Origin of the sequence: Nocardiopsis dassonvillei (genome assembly GCF_964273065.1) — a bacterium.
Classification (GTDB): domain Bacteria; phylum Actinomycetota; class Actinomycetes; order Streptosporangiales; family Streptosporangiaceae; genus Nocardiopsis; species Nocardiopsis dassonvillei_B.
The window spans coordinates 6,366,169-6,381,860 of record NZ_OZ186815.1 but is presented as its reverse complement, the minus strand read 5'-3'; the positions used below and the strand labels follow the sequence as shown (position 1 = coordinate 6,381,860).

Here is a 15,692-nt window from a genome sequence, read left to right as displayed (position 1 = left end):
CACGGAGCGACCCGGAACCGTGGCACCATCGTCAGCGGTGTATTCGCCCAAGGACGCCGTGGGGAGGCAGCACGTGGTGGACCCGGACGGCCCGCAGCCGTGGCCGAGGATGCTGGAGCTGCTGGCCCGGGACCGCGACGGGCTGGTGGCCGACTTCCTCGAGCGGCTGGCGGCGCTGGGGCGCTACACCGACGGGCTGATCCCCGAGGACGACCTGCGCCGGACCGCGACCGACACCTTCGACATGCTCACCCGGCGCCTGGCCGGGCTGCCGCTGCCCGGGCACCTGCGCGACCTGCCGGCCCGGCTGGGGGTGCGGAGGGCCCGGCAGGGGGTGGCGCGCGAGGACCTGCTGGAGGCGGTGCGGCTGGACTTCCGGGTGCTGTGGGCGGGGCTGGTGCGCGCGGGCGGCGCGGACTCGGCGCAGATCCTGGTGCTGCACGTGGAGGAGATCCTCGGCACGGTCGAGCAGTACATCAGCGACGTGCAGGCCGCGTTCCTGGAGGAGCGGGCGGCGCTGGAGCGCGATTCGCGGGCCGAGGCGGCCCAGGCGCTGTCCCGGCTGCTGGGGTCGGGCGACCGGGCCGCCGAGGTGGCGGAGGAGGTCGCCCCCGTGCTCGGGGTGCCCGCGGACGGGGTGTTCGAGGTGCGGTTCGCCGTGCCGGCGGGCCCGGGGAGGCGCTCGGAGCTGGGCGGACCGGCCCGCGACGGGTGCCTGACGTGGGAGTTCGACGACGGGGTGGCGCTGGTGCGGGTGGAGAGGGCCCGGTGGCCGGTACCGCTGGAGGGGGCGTCCGGCGGTGCGGTCCCGGGGGTGCGGGGGCTGGCGGAGGTGCCCGTCGCGATCGCGGCGGCCCGGCGGCTGGCCCGGTACTCCCGCCCCGGGGAGGGGTTCGTGGGGGCGGAGGAGGTGTGGCCCGCGCTGGCACGGGACCGGTTGGCCGAGGTGCTGCCCGGCTTCGGCCGGGAGGCGGTGGAGCGGGTCTCGGCCCTGGACGCGGACGCCCGGGGACGGCTGCTGGAGACCCTGGAGCACTACGCGGCGACGGGGTCGGTGAAGGCGACCGCGGAGTCCCTGTACTGCCACCGCAACACGGTGGTGAACCGGCTCCAGGCGTTCCGCGAGGTGACGGGGCTGGACCTGACCGTTCCGGCGGAGGCGGCCCGGGCGCTGGTGCTGTTCTCCGGACACCTCTCCGGGGCCGCGCCCTGAGCCCCGGGCCGTCCACCGGCACCATGCCCGGCCCGCCGGGGCGCGCCGGGGTCCGAGCCGGTCCCCGGCGTGCCCCGGCGTGCCCCGTCAGGACCCGTTCCCCAGGGAGCGGGCGATCTCCGCCACGGCGGCCTTGGCGGTGCGGCCCGCGCCGATGAGGGTGGCCGAGGCCGGGCCGGTCCAGTCGCCGTAGCCCAGCAGGTGCAGCCCGGGTTCGGCGCGTGAGCGGGTGCCCGTCACCGGGATCCGCCCCCGCGCGTCGGTCACGCCCAGCGGGGCCAGGTGGTCCAGCACCGGCCGGAAGCCCGTGCACCACAGGACCGCGTCGAAGTCGGCCGCGGTGCCGTCCGCCCACAGCGCCCCGGAGGGGGTCAGCCGCTCGAACATCGGCTCGGCCTTGAGCGCGCCGCGGTCACGCGCCTCCCTCACGCTCGGCACCATCACGATGTCGCCCAGGGCGCCCACGCCCGCCGCCCCCGACCGCTGGGCCCCGGTGGCGATGGCGAAGAGCGCCCGCCCGTCCACGTCGTCGGGCATGAGGCGCGGCGGCCGGGCGGTGACCCACGTGGTCTCGGCCACCCGGGACAGCTCCGCCAGGATCTGCGCCGCCGAGTTGCCGCCGCCCACGACGGCCACCCGCAGCCCGGCGAACTCCCCGGGGCGACGGTAGTCGACGGTGTGGAGCTGCCGGCCGCCGAACACCTCCCGTCCCGCGATGTCGGGGACGTGCGGTGCGCGCCAGGTGCCGGTGGCGCTGACGACGTGGCGGGCGGTCCAGGTCCCACGGCCGGTGCGCACGCGCAGGGCGCCCTCGGCGCGTTCGACCGCCTCCACGCGCACCGGCCGGTGCACGGGCAGGTCGTAGCGGCGCTCGTACTCGGACAGGTACCACGCGACGTGGGCCGCCGAGGGGTACTCCCGTCCCGGCTCCTCCGGCATCCACCAGCCGGGGAGCATGCTGTGTCCGGCCGGGGAGAACAGCCGCAGCGAGTCCCAGTAGTCGGGCCAGGAGCCGCCGGGGCGTCCGGCCGCGTCCAGGATCACGAAGTCCGCACCGGCCCGGCGCAGGAAGTACCCCGCGGCGAGTCCGGCCTGTCCGCCGCCGACCACCACGACGTCGGCGGTGCGCTCAGCGGCCATCGCCGCCCCCGGAGGGCGCGGCGAAGCGCTTGCGCAGGGCCAGGGACACGTACACCAGGCCCACCAGCACGGGCACCTCGATCAGCGGTCCCACCACACCGGCCAGCGCCTGCCCGGAGGCCACCCCGAAGGTCGCGACGGCCACCGCGATCGCCAGCTCGAAGTTGTTGCCCGCGGCGGTGAACGCCAGTGTGGTGGTGCGTCCGTAGTCCATGCCCAGCGCCCTGCCCAGGGCGAAGGTGCCGAACCACATGATGGCGAAGTAGGCGAGCAGCGGCAGGGCGATGCGCACCACGTCCAGCGGCCGGTCGATGATCCGGTCGCCCTGGAGGGCGAACAGCAGGACGATCGTGAACAGCAGCCCGTACAGGGCCCACGGGCCTATCCGCGGCAGGAAGGACGACTCGTAGCGGTCCCGTCCCAGGCGCCTCTCGCCGACGCGGCGGGTGAGGAACCCGGCGGCCAGCGGCACGCCGAGGAAGATCACCACGTTCAGGGCGATCAGCCAGGGGGAGGCGTCGAGTCCGCCGGTGTCCAGACCCAGCCATCCGGGGAGCAGGTCGAGGTAGAACCAGCCCAGCAGGCCGAAGGCCAGCACCTGGAAGACCGAGTTGAGCGCGACCAGGACGGCGGCGGCCTCCCGGTTCCCGCAGGCCAGGTCGTTCCAGATGATGACCATGGCGATGCAGCGGGCCAGGCCGACGATGATCAGTCCGGTGCGGTACTCGGGCAGGTCCGCCAGGAAGATCCAGGCCAGGGCGAACATCACCGCCGGGCCGACGGCCCAGTTGACCACCAGGGACGAGACGAGCAGGCGCCTGTCGCGGATGACGGTGTCCAGCCGGTCGTAGCGGACCCTGGCCAGCACCGGGTACATCATGACCAGCAGGCCCAGGGCGATGGGCAGGGAGATCCCGCCGACCTCCACCGCGGCCAGGACCTCGTTCAGGCCCGGGACCAGGCGGCCCAGCGCCAGCCCGGCGGCCATGGCGAGCAGGATCCACACCGCCAGGAACCGGTCCGGGAACGAGAGTTTCGCGACGACGGAGAAGCCGGGGCCCCGGGTCGGCTGCAGACGGGTCATCAGCAGGCCCGCTTCCGGTCGGCCGCGCCCGTGGTGCGGGCGGTCGCGGCCACCTCCGCCAGGGCGGTGGAGAGGGACTCCAGGCGCTCGGGGACCAGCCGGTAGTAGGTGAAGCGGCCGCAGGGCTCGGTCTCCACCAGGCCCGCCTCTCGCAGGACGCGCAGGTGGTTGGACAGGTTGGTCTGCCGGGCCCCGGTCTCCTCCATGAGGTGGGTGGTGCACAGGGTCTCATGGGACAGCAGGGAGAGGATCCGCATCCGCAGGGGGTCCGCCAGCGCCTTCATGAGGTCAGCGTCGACTGATATCAGCATGCACTGATATTATCCCATCATCGAATGCTGATGCGTTGGCCCCGGCCCCCCGCCCGCCTCCGGGAGGCCGCCGTGGACGTACCCCTCCGCGCGGTCGACCGGGAGCACCCGGGCACCCTGGCCGCCGGGGGACCGATCGGAATACGGCCGACGCGGGAGCCGTCCGTGCGCGGCCGCGACCCCGGCCCCTCCCGACCCGCCCGTCGCCCGTCACCGCCTCCGCCGAAACCGAGTAGGAAGACCCGCCATGACCACCGCTGACAAGCCGTCCGTCCTGTTCGTCTGCGTGCACAACGCCGGACGCTCCCAGATGGCCGCCGCCTGGCTCACCCACCTGTCCGGGGGCCGTGTGGAGGTCCGCTCCGCCGGGTCCGCGCCCGCCGACGGCCTCAACCCCGCCGTGGTCGAGGCCATGGCCGAGGTCGGCATCGACATCACCGACCAGCACCCCAAGCTGCTCACCGCCGACGCCGTGGAGGCCTCCGACGTGTGCGTCACCATGGGCTGCGGCGACACCTGCCCCTTCTTCCCCGGCAAGCGCTACCTCGACTGGGAGCTGCCCGACCCCGCCGGGCGGGGGGTGGAGTCCGTGCGCCCCATCCGCGACGAGATCCGCGAGCGGGTCGAGGAGCTCATCGGGGAGCTCCTGCCCCGGTGAACCCCGGTCGAGGGCAGGCCGGGGCGGCTCAGCCGGATTCGACGAAGGCGGCCAGCTGGGCAAGGGAGGAGGCGAGCCCGGCCGCGTGGTCCTCGGCGGAGACACCCGGCGGCACGTCCTCGGCGGTGACGGTCACCACGGTGCCGCCGGCGTCGGGGGCGAGCGCCCAGGTCATCGTCATGGTCCCGGCGTAGGCCGGGTCGTCGGACTCGAACACCGCCCGCTGCACGACCCGCTCTCCGGGGACGAGCTCGGCGAAGCCCACCTCGACGACGTCGGTGTCCGCGTCGGTCTTGCCCCGCCCCGGCTCCCGGTAGGTGAGGGCCAGCCGGAAGCCCCCTCCCTGGCGCGCGTCGAAGCGCTCCATGCGGCCGGTCATCCCCGCGGGCGGCAGCCAGCGCTCCAGCGCGGCCGGGTCCAGCAGGGCCCGGTAGACCTCTCCCGCCGGTGCGGCGATGCGCCGCTCGCTCCGGTCGACGCGTCCCCCCATGGCCGTCTCCTCTGCTCCGGTGTTCCCGCCAGGGTCGCACGCCCCGGGGACGTTCCCGGGCGCCTCTGCCCGGGGTGCCGTCGCGGGCGGGCGGTCCGGGCGGCCGCCGGGGGCGCGGTGCGGCCCCGCCCGCGGGGGCGGGGCCGGCGCGGGTCAGTTCTTGCGGCCGACGCCGCCGTACTCTGCGACCGGGCGGACCTCGCCGATCTCCGTCTCCGCCGGGCGCCACAGAGAGCAGGAGACCACACCCGGCTCCAGCAGCTCCAGGCCCTCGAACAGCCCCTCGACGTCCTTGCCGGTGCGGACGGTGAGCTTGGGCGTGCCCTTCTCGTTCCAGGCCGCCGCCACCTGGTGGGCGCGCTCGCGGTCGATGTCGTCCACGGGGTGGGAGACCACCAGGAAGCTGCCCGGGGCCAGGGCTCCCAGCAGGGTGTCCAGGATGCTCCGGACCTCGGCGTCGTCGTCGACGAAGTTCACGACGCCGAGCAGCATCAGGCCCACCGGCCGCGACAGGTCGAGGGTCTGCGCGGCCTTGGCGAGGATGCCCTCGGGGTCGCGCAGGTCGGCGTCGATGTAGTCGGTGACACCCTCGTCACTGCCGGTGAGCAGGGCGCGGGCGTGGGCGAGCACCAGGGGGTCGTTGTCGACGTAGACGACGCGCGAGTCCGGGGCGATGCCCTGGGCCACCTCGTGGGTGTTGTTGAGGGTGGGCAGGCCGGTGCCGATGTCGAGGAACTGGCGGACGCCCTCCTCGCGGGTGAGGTAGGTGACGGTGCGGACCAGGAAGGCCCGGTCGGCGATCGCGTTGTCCACGATCTCCGGGAAGAACGAGCGGATCTGCTCGCCCATCTCGCGGTCGACGGGGTAGTTGTCCTTGCCGCCCAGCCAGTAGTTCCAGATGCGGGCGTTGTGGGGGACGGTGGTGTCGATCTTGGGGGGCGTTTCGGAGGACACGTTCCTTCTTCCTGTCCGGGAGCGGTGGAACACCGTTCGCGCGCGATATGCCGCCAAGTAAACGGTTCCCGGGCCCGGTCGGCAAGTACCGGGGGTCCCTTGAAGACCGTTTCCTTAAATAATTCGCATTAAGGACATGTGCCTCTCACCGGTGTGCCCCGGGCGAAAACCACGGGCGGCTCCCGCGCCGGACCGGTAGTTTGCCGGTGACCCGACCACTGGAGCCGTCCGTGAAGCACTCATCCCCGGAATTCGCCGAGATCGCCGCGAAGCACACCCTCCTGCGCTGCCAGGTGGGCTCGGGTGCGCACGGCCTCGGCCTGCCCGGCCAGCACGACCGCGACGAGCTGGGGATCTGCGTCGAGCCCCCCGAGTACGTGATCGGCCTGCGCGGGTTCGAGCAGTACATGTACCGCTCCCAGGGGGAGCACGTGCGCTCCGGGCCCGGCGACCTGGACCTCACCGTCTACTCGCTGCGCAAGTGGATGCGACTGGCCCTGGACGGCAACCCCACCGTGCTGCTGCCCCTGTTCGTGCCCGAGGACGAGATCGTCGAGGTCACCGACGCCGGGCGCGACCTGCGCTCCCGGAGCGACCGCATCGTGTCCCGCCGCGCCGGCCGGCGGTTCCTGGGGTACCTGCGCGCCCAGCGCGACCGGCTGGAGGGCACCCGCGGCGGCAGGCACACCAACCGGCCCGAACTCGAGGAGAAGTACGGGTTCGACACCAAGTTCGCCTACCACATGGTCCGGCTGGGCGTGCAGGGCGTGGAACTGATGGAGACCGGCCGCATCACCCTGCCGATGCCCGAGGCCGACCGGAGGTGGCTGCGCGCACTGCGCCTCGGCGGGCACAGCAGGGCCGAGGCGCTGGAGCGCGCCGGGGAGCTGGAGGAGCGGCTGGCCGCCCTGTGCACGAGCGCCGACCTGCCCGAGGATCCCGACACCGCCTGGGCCGACCGCTGGCTGGTGGACACCTACCGGGAGTCCTGGGACCGGCGGTGAACGCGCAGGTCGCCACAGCCGCCCCGGCGCGGCGGCCCGCCGGGGGCGAGATAGGGTGACCCACCGTAGAGGTACGCGCCGGGCGAGTGCCGGCAAGGAACGTGAGGAAGCCCCACCGTGATCGGAACCATCGCCTTCGTGCTGATGTGCGTGAGCCTGTCGATGATGCTCGTCGCCGGCGTCATCGCCATGCTGATCAGGACCCGCTAGCACGTCCGGGCGCGCCCCGCGGGGTGCGCCCGCCGCCTCACCGGGGCGGGTCGGCCTCGACGAGGTCGTGGCGGGCCAGTTCGGTGCCGTCCGGGCCGATGACGGCGACCTGCCCGCCGGAGATCTCGTAGCGGGTCTCCCCCGACCGGGCGGTGTAGCCGTCCCCCTCTCGGCGGGCGGGGACCAGGATGGGCTCTCCGGTGCCGTCGAGGAACTCGCCGAAGTAGTGCAGGCCGCCGGCGCCGTCCGCGCACAGGACGATCCGGTGCCTTGCGGTCTCGTAGGACTCCACCAGCGGGCCGCCCGCCGAACCGGGGATGAGCGCGGCCACCCGCTCGGGGCAGGGACGCTGGGCCGCGGGCCCGGACGGCGCCTCGTCGCCCCCATCCCGGGGCAGCACCCACCAGAGCACGACGGCGGTCAGGCCGACCGCCCCGAGCGCGAGCGCCCGCACGGTCCCGGCCGACAGCCGCGGCCGGTCCCTTCGCCGCCCGCCCACCACCGGCAGCGGCTCCGTCACCGCCTCCGCCGCTGCGCGCGCCGGCCCCCCGGCCGGAGCGGGCCCCCTGTCGGAACCGGTCGCACCGCGTGGCACGACCGCCCCGGCGGTACCACCCGGCCCGGCAGGCCCGAGCACCTCGACCGAGGCAGGGCCCCCACCGGAAGCGCGGGCATCACTCCGCCCCGTAGGACCACCGCCGGGCCCACCTGTCGCCGCTCCGTCCGCTACAGGATCTCCACCGGCCGTACCACCCGGCCCGCTGGACCTGGCGACACCGCCCGGCCCGGCAGGCCCACCGTCCCCCGGCGCCCCGGCCGGGACGGGTGCCCTGTCGACACCGGCAGCACCGCGCACGCCGCCCGGACCCAAAACACCACCGGCTCCGTACACACCACGTGGCCTGGCAACCTCGTCGTTCCCCGGCACCCCAGCCGAGACAGGAGTCCCGTCGACACCGCCAGTCCCCTGCACAGCGTCCGACCAGGCAGGCCCACCGCCCTCGGGCACCCTGGAGGACACGGAAGCCCCATCGGCACCAGCAGCACCGTGCACACCGCCCGGACCCAAAACACCACCGGCTCCGTACACACCACGTGGCCCTGCGGGCGCGGTTTCGGCGGGGAGCGGGCCGCTCGGCGGGGCGGAGGCGTCCCCGGGGTCGGGCGGCGGCGCGGACGCGCGTCCGCGGGTCCGGAGCGGCGGATCCGGGGGCTCCAGGACGCGGACCGGTGGCAGCTCCCCCACGGTCGGCGGCGGCGCGGCCGGGGCATGGAAGGCGTCGGCCCCCGCCGGCTCCGCCAGCAGGTCCGCCGGGCCCCCGCCGCGGGCGGCCACCGCCCGGACGGTGTCGCACACCAGGCAGGCCCGGTTCCCGGGTTCGTTGAGCGCGGCGCAGACCCCGCACCGCCAGTCGGCTTCCGCCACGGATCCTCCCTCCGAACAGCCCCACCGTACGCCGCCGGATCCCCGGAACGGTCGGAAACCACGGAATCGGCGCACTCGGGGATCACCCCCGCGGAAACCTCGGAACCCTCCCGTAACCCCCGCCCCCCGGGCCGCTCCCGGCCGCCCCCCGCCCCTTACCCTCCGTCCCGGGAACCTCACCCCCGGGACCATGGCCGTCCCCGCCCGTCCCGTGGATCCTCGGAGACATGGCCCGGAACCCCGTGCGCGCCCGCCCCTGCGACGGTCCCACCCTGCGCGGCGGCCGCTGCCGCCGCCCCCGCCTGAGCCCGCCCTGCGCCGACCACACCCCGCACGCCCTGGCCCGCCGGACCGGGCCCGCGCCGTGGGCGCGCCGCCCCGCGCCCCTGCGCGCCCCGCGCCGCCGCGGCCCGCTGCTGCGCACCCTGCTGCCCACCGGCTGGCCGGTCCCCGCGGACGCCCCCGGCAACGCCGAGCACGCCCGGCGCTGGCTCGCCCCGCGCACCCGCGCCGCCCTGGACTGCTTCGCCTCCCTGCTGCCCGCCGCGTCCTGGCGGAGGGTCTGCTCCCCCTCGCACCGCGCCGACTGCCCCGCCCTGGAGGCTCTGGCCCGGGCCTGCGAGTCACCGGCCGCCGTCGCGTCCGGGGCCCTGCGGCGCATCGCCGAGGACGGCCTCGCCGACCTCTCCCCCACCCCCGAGCACCGCATCGCCCGCGCCCTGGCCCGGGCCAAGCAGGAGCAGCTGAGCCTGCGCGCGTTCGCGCCCGGGGCCGCCGTCGAGCGCCCCGCGCCGCACCTGGCCGACCTGGCCCTGTCCCTGCGGCTGCTGGGCGTGCTGGCCTGCGCCGCGCAGGGCCGGTCCCGCTGGTGCCCGTGCCTGGCGGCGCTGCTGGCCCGGGGACCGCTGCCGGACCCGACCGCGGTGTTCGCGCTGGCGACCCGGTTCGCCACCCCCTACGGCCTGGAGTCCAGCGCCTGACGGGTCCCGCCGTCCCGACGGGCGTGTATCCGGCGTGTATCCGGTTCAGCGCCGCCGCTCGTAGCGTTGCGCATCACCCGTCCGGCCGCTCCGGCCCGCGGGTGACCGCCTGACCGTGCACCGCCCGGGAGAGGGGCCGCCATGCTCCGATCGATCGGATCCGCAGGCGACCGGCTGCTGTCCCGCCTCGCCCCCTGTACCACGGCGTCGGCGGGCTACCGCCGGTACCGGTACGCCCCCGCCAGCAGCCCGTGCGTCCGCCGCTACTGCTGCGACGTCCCCGGCAGCGGCGGCACCGACGGCGGCCGTTTCGGCTCCGTACCCGCGCCCCTCCCGAGACCACCGGTGTTCGGACGCCTCACCGCCCCCGGCGACCGCATGCCGGCCCGGCCCGCCCCCGCCGCCTCCGCCGTGGGGGGCTGTGGCCACCTCTCCGGGGCCTCCGGACCGGTGGGGCTCACGCGTCGTACCGGCGCCCGCTCGGCGGCCCGTCCCCGCCGGAGCGGGTGACCAGGCGATGTATCGACGGTGTATCCGCGTTATCAGCCACGTCCCTAGCGTTGCGCGCAGCCGTCGGCGCCCCGACCGCGGTCCCGCCCCGGCGGGGCGCCGCCCGACGGCCTCCCACGCGCACATCCCGAGGAGCCCCCCATGCTCGAACGCCTCGCCTCCGCGGGCGACCGCCTGCTGACCCGCCTCGTACCCCGCGCGACGGCCTCCGCCGTGGTCTGCTGGTACGAGTACCTGCCCATCAGCAGCCCCTGCTACCGCCGCTACTGCTGCACCGGCAGCGGCATCCCCGGAGGCAGCTACTGCACGGGTTACAGCGCCTGCTGACCGGGCGGAACCCGTGCTCTACATCCTGGTCGCCGCCCGGACGCTGCTCGCCGTGGTCCTGGCCGCATCCCTCCTGGGCAAGCTGCGCGGCCGCTCCGCCCGGCGGGACTTCGTGTCCGCCGTGGAGCGGATGGCCCCCGGCTGGTCGATCAGGGTGGCGTCCCCGTCCGGCGGCTCCCGCCGGACGGGGGCGCGCGCCGTGGCGGCCGCCGTCCTGGCCGCCGAGGCGGTGTCGCTCGCCCTGCTCCTGGCGCCGTCCGTGCCCGCCCTCGGCCTCCTCTGCGCGGTCGCCCTGCTCACCGCCTTCACCGCCGCCCTGGTCGGGGTGCTGCGGAGCGGGGACCGCGTTCCCTGTGCCTGCTTCGGCTCCGCGGACAGGCCGGTCCGCCCCGCCCACATGGTGCGCAACCTCCTCCTGGTGGCAGCCGGAACGGCGGGGCTGGCCGCGGCCGCCGCCGGCCCGCACCCCGGCGGGGAGGCGGCGGCCCTGGCCGTCGCCGTCGCGACCGGGGCGTGCGCGGCGCTGCCCGTCCTGCTGCTGGACGACCTCCTCGACCTGTTCACCCCCCTCACACCCGGGAGTCCGCCGTGATCGCCGCCGCCCTCATCGCCGCCGTCCTGGCCGTCGCGCTGTGCCTGCTCGACCTCGTCCTGACCGTCGGTGTCATCCGCAGGCTCAAGGAGCACACCGAACTCATCGGCAACCTTTCCGGCGCCGGAATCCCGGACCGGACGGTGCTCGCCCCCGGAGAGCGCTCCGGCCCCTTCACCGCCACCACCGAGGACGGTGAGCCCGTGGACGCCGGCGCCCTGTCCGGACCCGCCCTCGTGGCGGTCTTCTCACCCGGCTGCGGTGCCTGCGCCGAGCAGCTGCCGCACTTCATCGACCGCGCCGCCGCGTTCCCCGGCGGCCGGGACGGCGTCCTGGCCGTGCTGGCGGGCGCGCCCGCGGAGGTCGCGGAGGAGGCCCGCCGCCTCGCCCCCGTCGCACGGGTGGTGGTCGACGGCCCCGGCGGGGCCGTGGCCGACGCCCTGGGTGTGCGCGCGTTCCCCGCCTTCCTGCGCCTGGACGCCGACGGGCGGGTGCTCTCCAGCGGCTACCTGGCCGCCGACCTGGACGAGTCCGTTGCGGCCTGACGCCGGGGCCCCGGCCCCCGCCGGGCCCCGGGCGGCCGCGCGCGCGGTCGGTGCGGCGTTCGCGCTGGCCTGGCGGGCGGGCCCGCACCTGACAGCCGGGCACGGGCTGCTGGTCCTGGTCCAGGCCGGGGTGCCGGTCGCCGCGGCGTGGCTGACCAAGCTGGCCCTGGACATGATCGTCGCCCCCGACATCCCGGCCGGGCGGCTCGCCGCGGTCGCGGTGGGCCTGGCCGCGTGCGGGGTCGTCGCCACCCTGGCCCCCCACGCGTCGCACTACCTGACCATGGAGGTCGAACGCCGGGTGGCGCTGACCTCCCAGGACCGCCTCTTCGCCGCCGCCGAGCGCCTCACCGGCCTGGCCCGGTTCGAGGACCCCGCCTTCCTGGACCGGCTTCGGCTGGCCCAGCAGTCCGGCGGCCGCACCCCCGGGGTGGTCGTGAACAGCGTGTTCACGATCGCCGGCGGCGCCGTCACCATCCTCGGCTTCCTCGGCTCCCTGCTGGTGGTCAGTCCGTGGATGGCCTCGGCCGTCCTGCTGGCGGCGATCCCCGCCCTGGTCGTGGAGCTGCGGCTGTCCCGCAGCCGGGCGGCGATGATGTGGCGGATCGGGCCGGTGGAGCGCAGGGAGATCTTCTTCCGCGGGCTGCTGTCCGACGTCCGCGCCGCCAAGGAACTGCGCCTGTTCGGCACGGCCGGGTTCCTGCGGGACAGGATGGCGCGGGAGCGGCGGACCGCCAACGCGGAGCACCGCCGCATGGACCGCCGGGTGCTGGGCGCCCAGGGCGCCCTGGGGGCGCTGTCGGCGGTGATCGCGGGGGCCGGGCTGGTGTGGGCGGTGACGGCCGCGGCTGACGGGCGCGTCTCGGTCGGCGACGTCTCCCTGTTCGTGGCCGCGGTGGCCGGGGTGCAGACCGCGGTGGGCGGCCTGATCCGGGACTTCACCATGGCCCACCACGAGCTCCTGCTGTTCGGCCACTACCTGGCGGTCGTCGACGGCGGTCCCGACCTGCCGGTGCCCGCCGCCCCGCGGCCGGTCCCAGCGCTGCGGCGCGGCATCGAGTTCCGCGACGTGTGGTTCCGCTACTCCCCGGACCACCCGTGGGTGCTGCGGGGGGTCGGCCTCACCGTGGAGCACGGCCGGTCGGTGGGGCTCATCGGCGGCAACGGGGCGGGCAAGAGCACCCTGGTGAAACTGCTGTGCCGGATGTACGACCCCGAGCGCGGCGCGATCCTGTGGGACGGCGTGGACCTTCGCGACCTGGACCCGGCCGCGCTGCGCGCCCGGATCGGCGCCGTGTTCCAGGATTTCATGGAGTACGACCTGTCCGCCGGGGAGAACATCGGCCTGGGGGACGTCGGGGTGCTGGAGTCCGGTGACCCGGCTCCGATCCGGGCCGCCGCCGAGCGGGCCGGCGCGCACGGGACGGTCGCCGCGCTGCCGCGCGGGTACGACACCCTGCTGTCCCGGCTGTTCTTCGACGGGGCGGAGTCCGACGGCGAGACGGGGGTCCCGCTCTCGGGCGGGCAGTGGCAGCGGCTCGCCCTGGCCCGTGCCTACCTGCGCGGTCACCGCGACCTGCTGATCCTGGACGAGCCCAGCTCGGGGCTGGACGCCGAGGCCGAGCACGCCGTGCACACCGGTCTGCGCGAGCACCGCCGCGGCCGGACGAGCCTGCTGGTCTCCCACCGGCTGGGGTCGGTGCGCGACGCCGACCGGCTGGTCGTCCTGGAGGGGGGCCGGGTGGCCGAGTCGGGCACCCACGCCGAACTGGTGGCCGCCGGAGGCGTCTACGCCCGCATGTTCGGCCTCCAGGCCCGCGGCTACCGCGAGGGCGCGGACGGCGGGGAGCCGGTCCCGGATCCCGCGGGAGGCGTTCGGTGACCGCCCTGCGGGCCGTCGCGTCCGCGGCCCGCCACGGGGCCCGGCCTCCCGCCGGGCCCCGCGCTCAGACCGCGGTCCCCTCGGAGGCCGCCGGCACCGGGCGCGCCCCCCGGTAGGGCAGGACGACGGCGGGCCGCCGCCGGGCGCGGGCCCCCAGCTCCGCGGCGTAGAGGCGGAGCAGGCCGAGGACGCGGTAGCGGTTGGCGCCCGCCGGCTCGATCAGGCGGGCGTCGGCCAGACAGCCCAGGACGGCGGTCGCGGTGACCTCGTCGCAGCCCGCCAGCTCGGCGGCCTCCCCGGGGCCGAAGACCCCGGCGGCCCGGGCGCCCAGGCGCTGGAAGAGGTCGGCCGCCAGCCGTTCCGTGGGGAGGGAGCCGCCGCGCAACGGCGCGAAGGCGGTCGCGAACGCGGCGCGCACCGACCGGTCCGCACAGACGAGGGCGTCCAGTCGGTGGCGCTCGTCGTCGAGCAGGTCGGCGAACGCCCGCAGCGGCCACTCCCGCCGCGCCTGGAGCCGGCGGCCCGCGATCCACAGCGGGAGCGGCAGGTGGTCGCAGAAGGCGGCGATCCGCGCGGCCGACCCGGGATCGGTCCGCACGCGCTCGGCCCCGCACATCCGGGCCAGGAGGGCGACCGCGTCGTCCGGGCGCAGCGCCCCGACTCCGAGGTGACCCGCCCCGTCCAGGGCACTGAGGTGGCGGCGGCTGGTGACCAGGGTCGCCGCCCCCGCCCAGGCGGCGGCCAGCGGCCGGACCTGCGCCTCGTCGGCGGCGTTGTCCAGGACGACCAGCAGGCGGCGGCCCGCGGCGCGGTCGCGCAGCAGGCGCATGCGCTCCCCGGTCTCCCGGGGCAGGCGCGCCGGGTCCTCCCCCAGGCCGCGCAGCAGCTCGGCCAGGACGTCCGGGGACGTGCGCGGACCCCCGCCGTACCCGGGCGCCTCCAGGTCCACCCACAGGCGCCCGTCCGGGTACCAGCGCTCCGTCCCGGCCGCCGCCAGTGCGGCCAGGGCGGACTTGCCGCTGCCCACCGGTCCGTGGACGGCGGCCAGGACCGGGGCGGGGCCCGGGGCGAGCAGGCGGGTGAGGGCGTCCAGCTCCGCGTCGCGCCCGACGAGGTCGCCGATACGGGGGACCGGCCGTGCCGGGGCGGCCCGCCGCGGGGCGGGGAGGCCGGGCGGGGCCGAGCCGTCGAGGATGCAGCGGTGCAGGCGGGTCAGCTCCTCACCGGGGCCGATGCCCAGGTGGTCGCGGAGCGCCCGGTGGGAGGCGCGGTAGGCCTCCAGTGCCCCGGCGGTGTCGCCGGCGCCGTACAGGGCGAGGACGAGGTTGGCCCACTGGCGCTCGCGTACGGGGTCGGCCGCGACGGAGGCGCGCAGTTCGCCGACGAGTTCGGCCCCCGCCCCGCGCAGGATCCTTACCCGGGCCAGGTCCTCGGCCGCGCCGCGGCGCTGCTCCTCCAGCGCCTGGAGGTGCGGGGCCAGGCCCAGGGTGCGGGGCAGGTCCTCCGCTGCGGCTCCCCGCCACAGGCCCACGGCGGCGGAAAGGTCGGCCTCCGCGCGGGCGAGGTCGCCGGTGTCGAGGGCGCGGCGGCCGGCGCGGGCGCGTTCGGCGAAGGCGGTGACGTCCACCTCGTCGTCGCCGCCGACGCGCAGCAGGTATCCGGGGTGGCGGGTGAGGATGCGCCCCGGCTCTATGAGCCGCCGCAGGCGCGCCGCGTAGGTGCGCAGGTTGGCGACGGCCGAGCGCGGCGGCTCCCCGTCCCACAGTGCGGTGACCAGCTCGTCCAGCGGCACGACCCGGTCGGGTCTGAGCAGCAGGGCGGCCAGCAGGGTGCGCTGTTTGGTGGTTCCGAGGTCGAGCTCGCGCCGGTCGGCGAACACGCGCGTGGGGCCCAGCAGCCCGAATCGCAGTCCCATGGGGCCCTCCAGGGGGGTGGGGGTGGGGAGCAGTGGCCCGGGGGCAGGACGACCAGTTTTGGGAGCGCTCCCAGGCACGCTACCCCGCGTCCACCGCGCCGTCAACGGGGCTTTCTCCGCGTGACACCCCGGCTACGGGGCACGGCCCGGGCCGCACGCCGCGGAAAACCGCTTCCCCGTTCCCCTCGGTCGGCGCTACCGTTCCCACCACGAGGACGACGTGTAGCTCAGTCAGGAGAGCGTCCGGCTCATAACCGGGAGGTCGCGGGGGCAGGGCCCGCCACGTCGACGGCCCCGCCAGGGGCGGCGGTACGTAGCTCAACCAGAAGAGCGCCCGGCTCGGGACCGGGAGGGAGCGGGGGCAGGGCCCGCCGTACCGGCGGGCCGACGCGCGCTCCCGACCGCGCGCGTCGGCCCACGCGGTGTGCAGCCCGGTCAGCGGAGCACCCGG

Annotated in this window: 16 protein-coding genes and 2 tRNA genes; 11 read left to right on the top strand and 7 right to left on the bottom strand. The window is 76.2% G+C overall.

Annotated elements, in window-relative coordinates; translation table 11 throughout:
- The first annotated feature begins 37 nt into the window (after nucleotides 1-37).
- Nucleotides 38-1,213, top strand: coding sequence for a helix-turn-helix domain-containing protein (locus ACSUPR_RS28280; protein WP_436888002.1), 1,176 nt, complete (start codon nucleotides 38-40; stop codon nucleotides 1,211-1,213).
- An 87-nt stretch (nucleotides 1,214-1,300) separates the two neighbouring features.
- On the opposite strand, the gene ACSUPR_RS28275 is transcribed toward ACSUPR_RS28280, so the two are convergent.
- The 3 genes from ACSUPR_RS28275 to ACSUPR_RS28265 are packed head-to-tail and all read right to left on the bottom strand — an operon-like array spanning nucleotide 1,301 to nucleotide 3,721.
- Nucleotides 1,301-2,353, bottom strand: coding sequence for an ArsO family NAD(P)H-dependent flavin-containing monooxygenase (locus ACSUPR_RS28275; protein WP_436888000.1), 1,053 nt, complete (start codon nucleotides 2,351-2,353; stop codon nucleotides 1,301-1,303).
- Complete coding sequence (gene arsB, locus ACSUPR_RS28270; RefSeq protein ID WP_436887999.1) at nucleotides 2,343-3,437, bottom strand: ACR3 family arsenite efflux transporter; 1,095 nt, start codon at nucleotides 3,435-3,437, stop codon at nucleotides 2,343-2,345. The genes ACSUPR_RS28275 and arsB overlap by 11 nt, the downstream gene beginning before the upstream one ends.
- Nucleotides 3,437-3,721, bottom strand: a complete 285-nt coding sequence (locus ACSUPR_RS28265) for an ArsR/SmtB family transcription factor (RefSeq protein WP_436892170.1) — start codon at nucleotides 3,719-3,721, stop codon at nucleotides 3,437-3,439. The genes arsB and ACSUPR_RS28265 overlap by 1 nt, the downstream gene beginning before the upstream one ends.
- A 274-nt stretch (nucleotides 3,722-3,995) precedes the next feature.
- Between ACSUPR_RS28265 and ACSUPR_RS28260 the strand changes: the two genes are divergently transcribed.
- Nucleotides 3,996-4,406: an arsenate reductase ArsC gene (locus ACSUPR_RS28260; protein ID WP_436887997.1), complete on the top strand. Its 411-nt coding sequence runs from the start codon at nucleotides 3,996-3,998 to the stop codon at nucleotides 4,404-4,406.
- A gap of 28 nt (nucleotides 4,407-4,434) precedes the next feature.
- Here ACSUPR_RS28260 and ACSUPR_RS28255 read toward each other — a convergent pair whose 3' ends face one another.
- Both ACSUPR_RS28255 and ACSUPR_RS28250 read right to left on the bottom strand, forming a co-directional pair.
- Entirely contained in the window at nucleotides 4,435-4,896 is a 462-nt protein-coding gene (locus tag ACSUPR_RS28255) for an SRPBCC family protein (RefSeq protein ID WP_436887995.1), read from the bottom strand.
- A 153-nt stretch (nucleotides 4,897-5,049) separates the two neighbouring features.
- The gene (locus ACSUPR_RS28250) at nucleotides 5,050-5,850 is read right to left on the bottom strand and encodes an SAM-dependent methyltransferase (protein ID WP_436887994.1); all 801 of its coding nucleotides are present in this window, start codon (nucleotides 5,848-5,850) and stop codon (nucleotides 5,050-5,052) included.
- A gap of 230 nt (nucleotides 5,851-6,080) precedes the next feature.
- Here ACSUPR_RS28250 and ACSUPR_RS28245 point away from each other — a divergent pair, with 230 nt between their 5' ends.
- Nucleotides 6,081-6,854: a DNA polymerase beta superfamily protein gene (locus tag ACSUPR_RS28245; RefSeq protein ID WP_436887992.1), complete on the top strand. Its 774-nt coding sequence runs from the start codon at nucleotides 6,081-6,083 to the stop codon at nucleotides 6,852-6,854.
- Between the two features lie 247 nt (nucleotides 6,855-7,101).
- Here the strand turns inward: ACSUPR_RS28245 and ACSUPR_RS28240 are convergent, their stop codons facing one another.
- Entirely contained in the window at nucleotides 7,102-7,584 is a 483-nt protein-coding gene (locus ACSUPR_RS28240; RefSeq protein ID WP_436887990.1) for a hypothetical protein, read from the bottom strand.
- 1,133 nt (nucleotides 7,585-8,717) lie between these two features.
- Between ACSUPR_RS28240 and ACSUPR_RS28235 the strand changes: the two genes are divergently transcribed.
- From ACSUPR_RS28235 to ACSUPR_RS28210, 6 genes are all read left to right on the top strand, one after another.
- Entirely contained in the window at nucleotides 8,718-9,470 is a 753-nt protein-coding gene (locus ACSUPR_RS28235; protein WP_436887989.1) for a hypothetical protein, read from the top strand.
- Nucleotides 9,471-9,611: 141 nt separating this feature from the next.
- Nucleotides 9,612-9,980: a hypothetical protein gene (locus ACSUPR_RS28230; RefSeq protein ID WP_436887987.1), complete on the top strand. Its 369-nt coding sequence runs from the start codon at nucleotides 9,612-9,614 to the stop codon at nucleotides 9,978-9,980.
- A 141-nt stretch (nucleotides 9,981-10,121) separates the two neighbouring features.
- Nucleotides 10,122-10,307 (top strand): hypothetical protein, encoded by a 186-nt coding sequence (locus ACSUPR_RS28225; protein WP_436887986.1) that lies wholly within the window; start codon nucleotides 10,122-10,124, stop codon nucleotides 10,305-10,307.
- 13 nt (nucleotides 10,308-10,320) lie between these two features.
- Nucleotides 10,321-10,899 (top strand): MauE/DoxX family redox-associated membrane protein, encoded by a 579-nt coding sequence (locus tag ACSUPR_RS28220; protein ID WP_436887985.1) that lies wholly within the window; start codon nucleotides 10,321-10,323, stop codon nucleotides 10,897-10,899.
- Nucleotides 10,896-11,444, top strand: a complete 549-nt coding sequence (locus ACSUPR_RS28215) for a TlpA disulfide reductase family protein (protein ID WP_436887984.1) — start codon at nucleotides 10,896-10,898, stop codon at nucleotides 11,442-11,444. The genes ACSUPR_RS28220 and ACSUPR_RS28215 overlap by 4 nt, the downstream gene beginning before the upstream one ends.
- A complete protein-coding gene (locus ACSUPR_RS28210; protein WP_436887982.1) occupies nucleotides 11,434-13,326 on the top strand; it encodes an ABC transporter ATP-binding protein in 1,893 nt (630 codons plus the stop codon). Before ACSUPR_RS28215 ends, ACSUPR_RS28210 begins: the two co-directional genes overlap by 11 nt.
- 64 nt (nucleotides 13,327-13,390) lie before the next feature.
- Here ACSUPR_RS28210 and ACSUPR_RS28205 read toward each other — a convergent pair whose 3' ends face one another.
- The gene (locus ACSUPR_RS28205) at nucleotides 13,391-15,241 is read right to left on the bottom strand and encodes a BTAD domain-containing putative transcriptional regulator (protein WP_436887980.1); all 1,851 of its coding nucleotides are present in this window, start codon (nucleotides 15,239-15,241) and stop codon (nucleotides 13,391-13,393) included.
- A gap of 216 nt (nucleotides 15,242-15,457) precedes the next feature.
- On the opposite strand from ACSUPR_RS28205, the gene ACSUPR_RS28200 reads away from it, so the two are divergent.
- A tRNA-Met gene (locus ACSUPR_RS28200) sits at nucleotides 15,458-15,530 on the top strand.
- Nucleotides 15,531-15,548: 18 nt separating this feature from the next.
- Nucleotides 15,549-15,621 (top strand) — tRNA-Pro (locus ACSUPR_RS28195).
- The last annotated feature ends 71 nt before the right edge of the window (nucleotides 15,622-15,692 follow it).

Coding starts and splice junctions, on each gene's coding strand:
- ACSUPR_RS28235 (WP_436887989.1), top strand. CDS start 8,718: ATGGCCCGGAACCCCGTGCGCGCCCGCCCCTGCGACGGTCCCACCCTG.
- ACSUPR_RS28260 (WP_436887997.1), top strand. CDS start 3,996: ATGACCACCGCTGACAAGCCGTCCGTCCTGTTCGTCTGCGTGCACAAC.
- ACSUPR_RS28225 (WP_436887986.1), top strand. CDS start 10,122: ATGCTCGAACGCCTCGCCTCCGCGGGCGACCGCCTGCTGACCCGCCTC.
- ACSUPR_RS28265 (WP_436892170.1), bottom strand. CDS start 3,721: ATGAAGGCGCTGGCGGACCCCCTGCGGATGCGGATCCTCTCCCTGCTG.
- ACSUPR_RS28255 (WP_436887995.1), bottom strand. CDS start 4,896: ATGGGGGGACGCGTCGACCGGAGCGAGCGGCGCATCGCCGCACCGGCG.
- arsB (WP_436887999.1), bottom strand. CDS start 3,437: ATGACCCGTCTGCAGCCGACCCGGGGCCCCGGCTTCTCCGTCGTCGCG.
- ACSUPR_RS28275 (WP_436888000.1), bottom strand. CDS start 2,353: ATGGCCGCTGAGCGCACCGCCGACGTCGTGGTGGTCGGCGGCGGACAG.
- ACSUPR_RS28230 (WP_436887987.1), top strand. CDS start 9,612: ATGCTCCGATCGATCGGATCCGCAGGCGACCGGCTGCTGTCCCGCCTC.
- ACSUPR_RS28205 (WP_436887980.1), bottom strand. CDS start 15,241: ATGGGACTGCGATTCGGGCTGCTGGGCCCCACGCGCGTGTTCGCCGAC.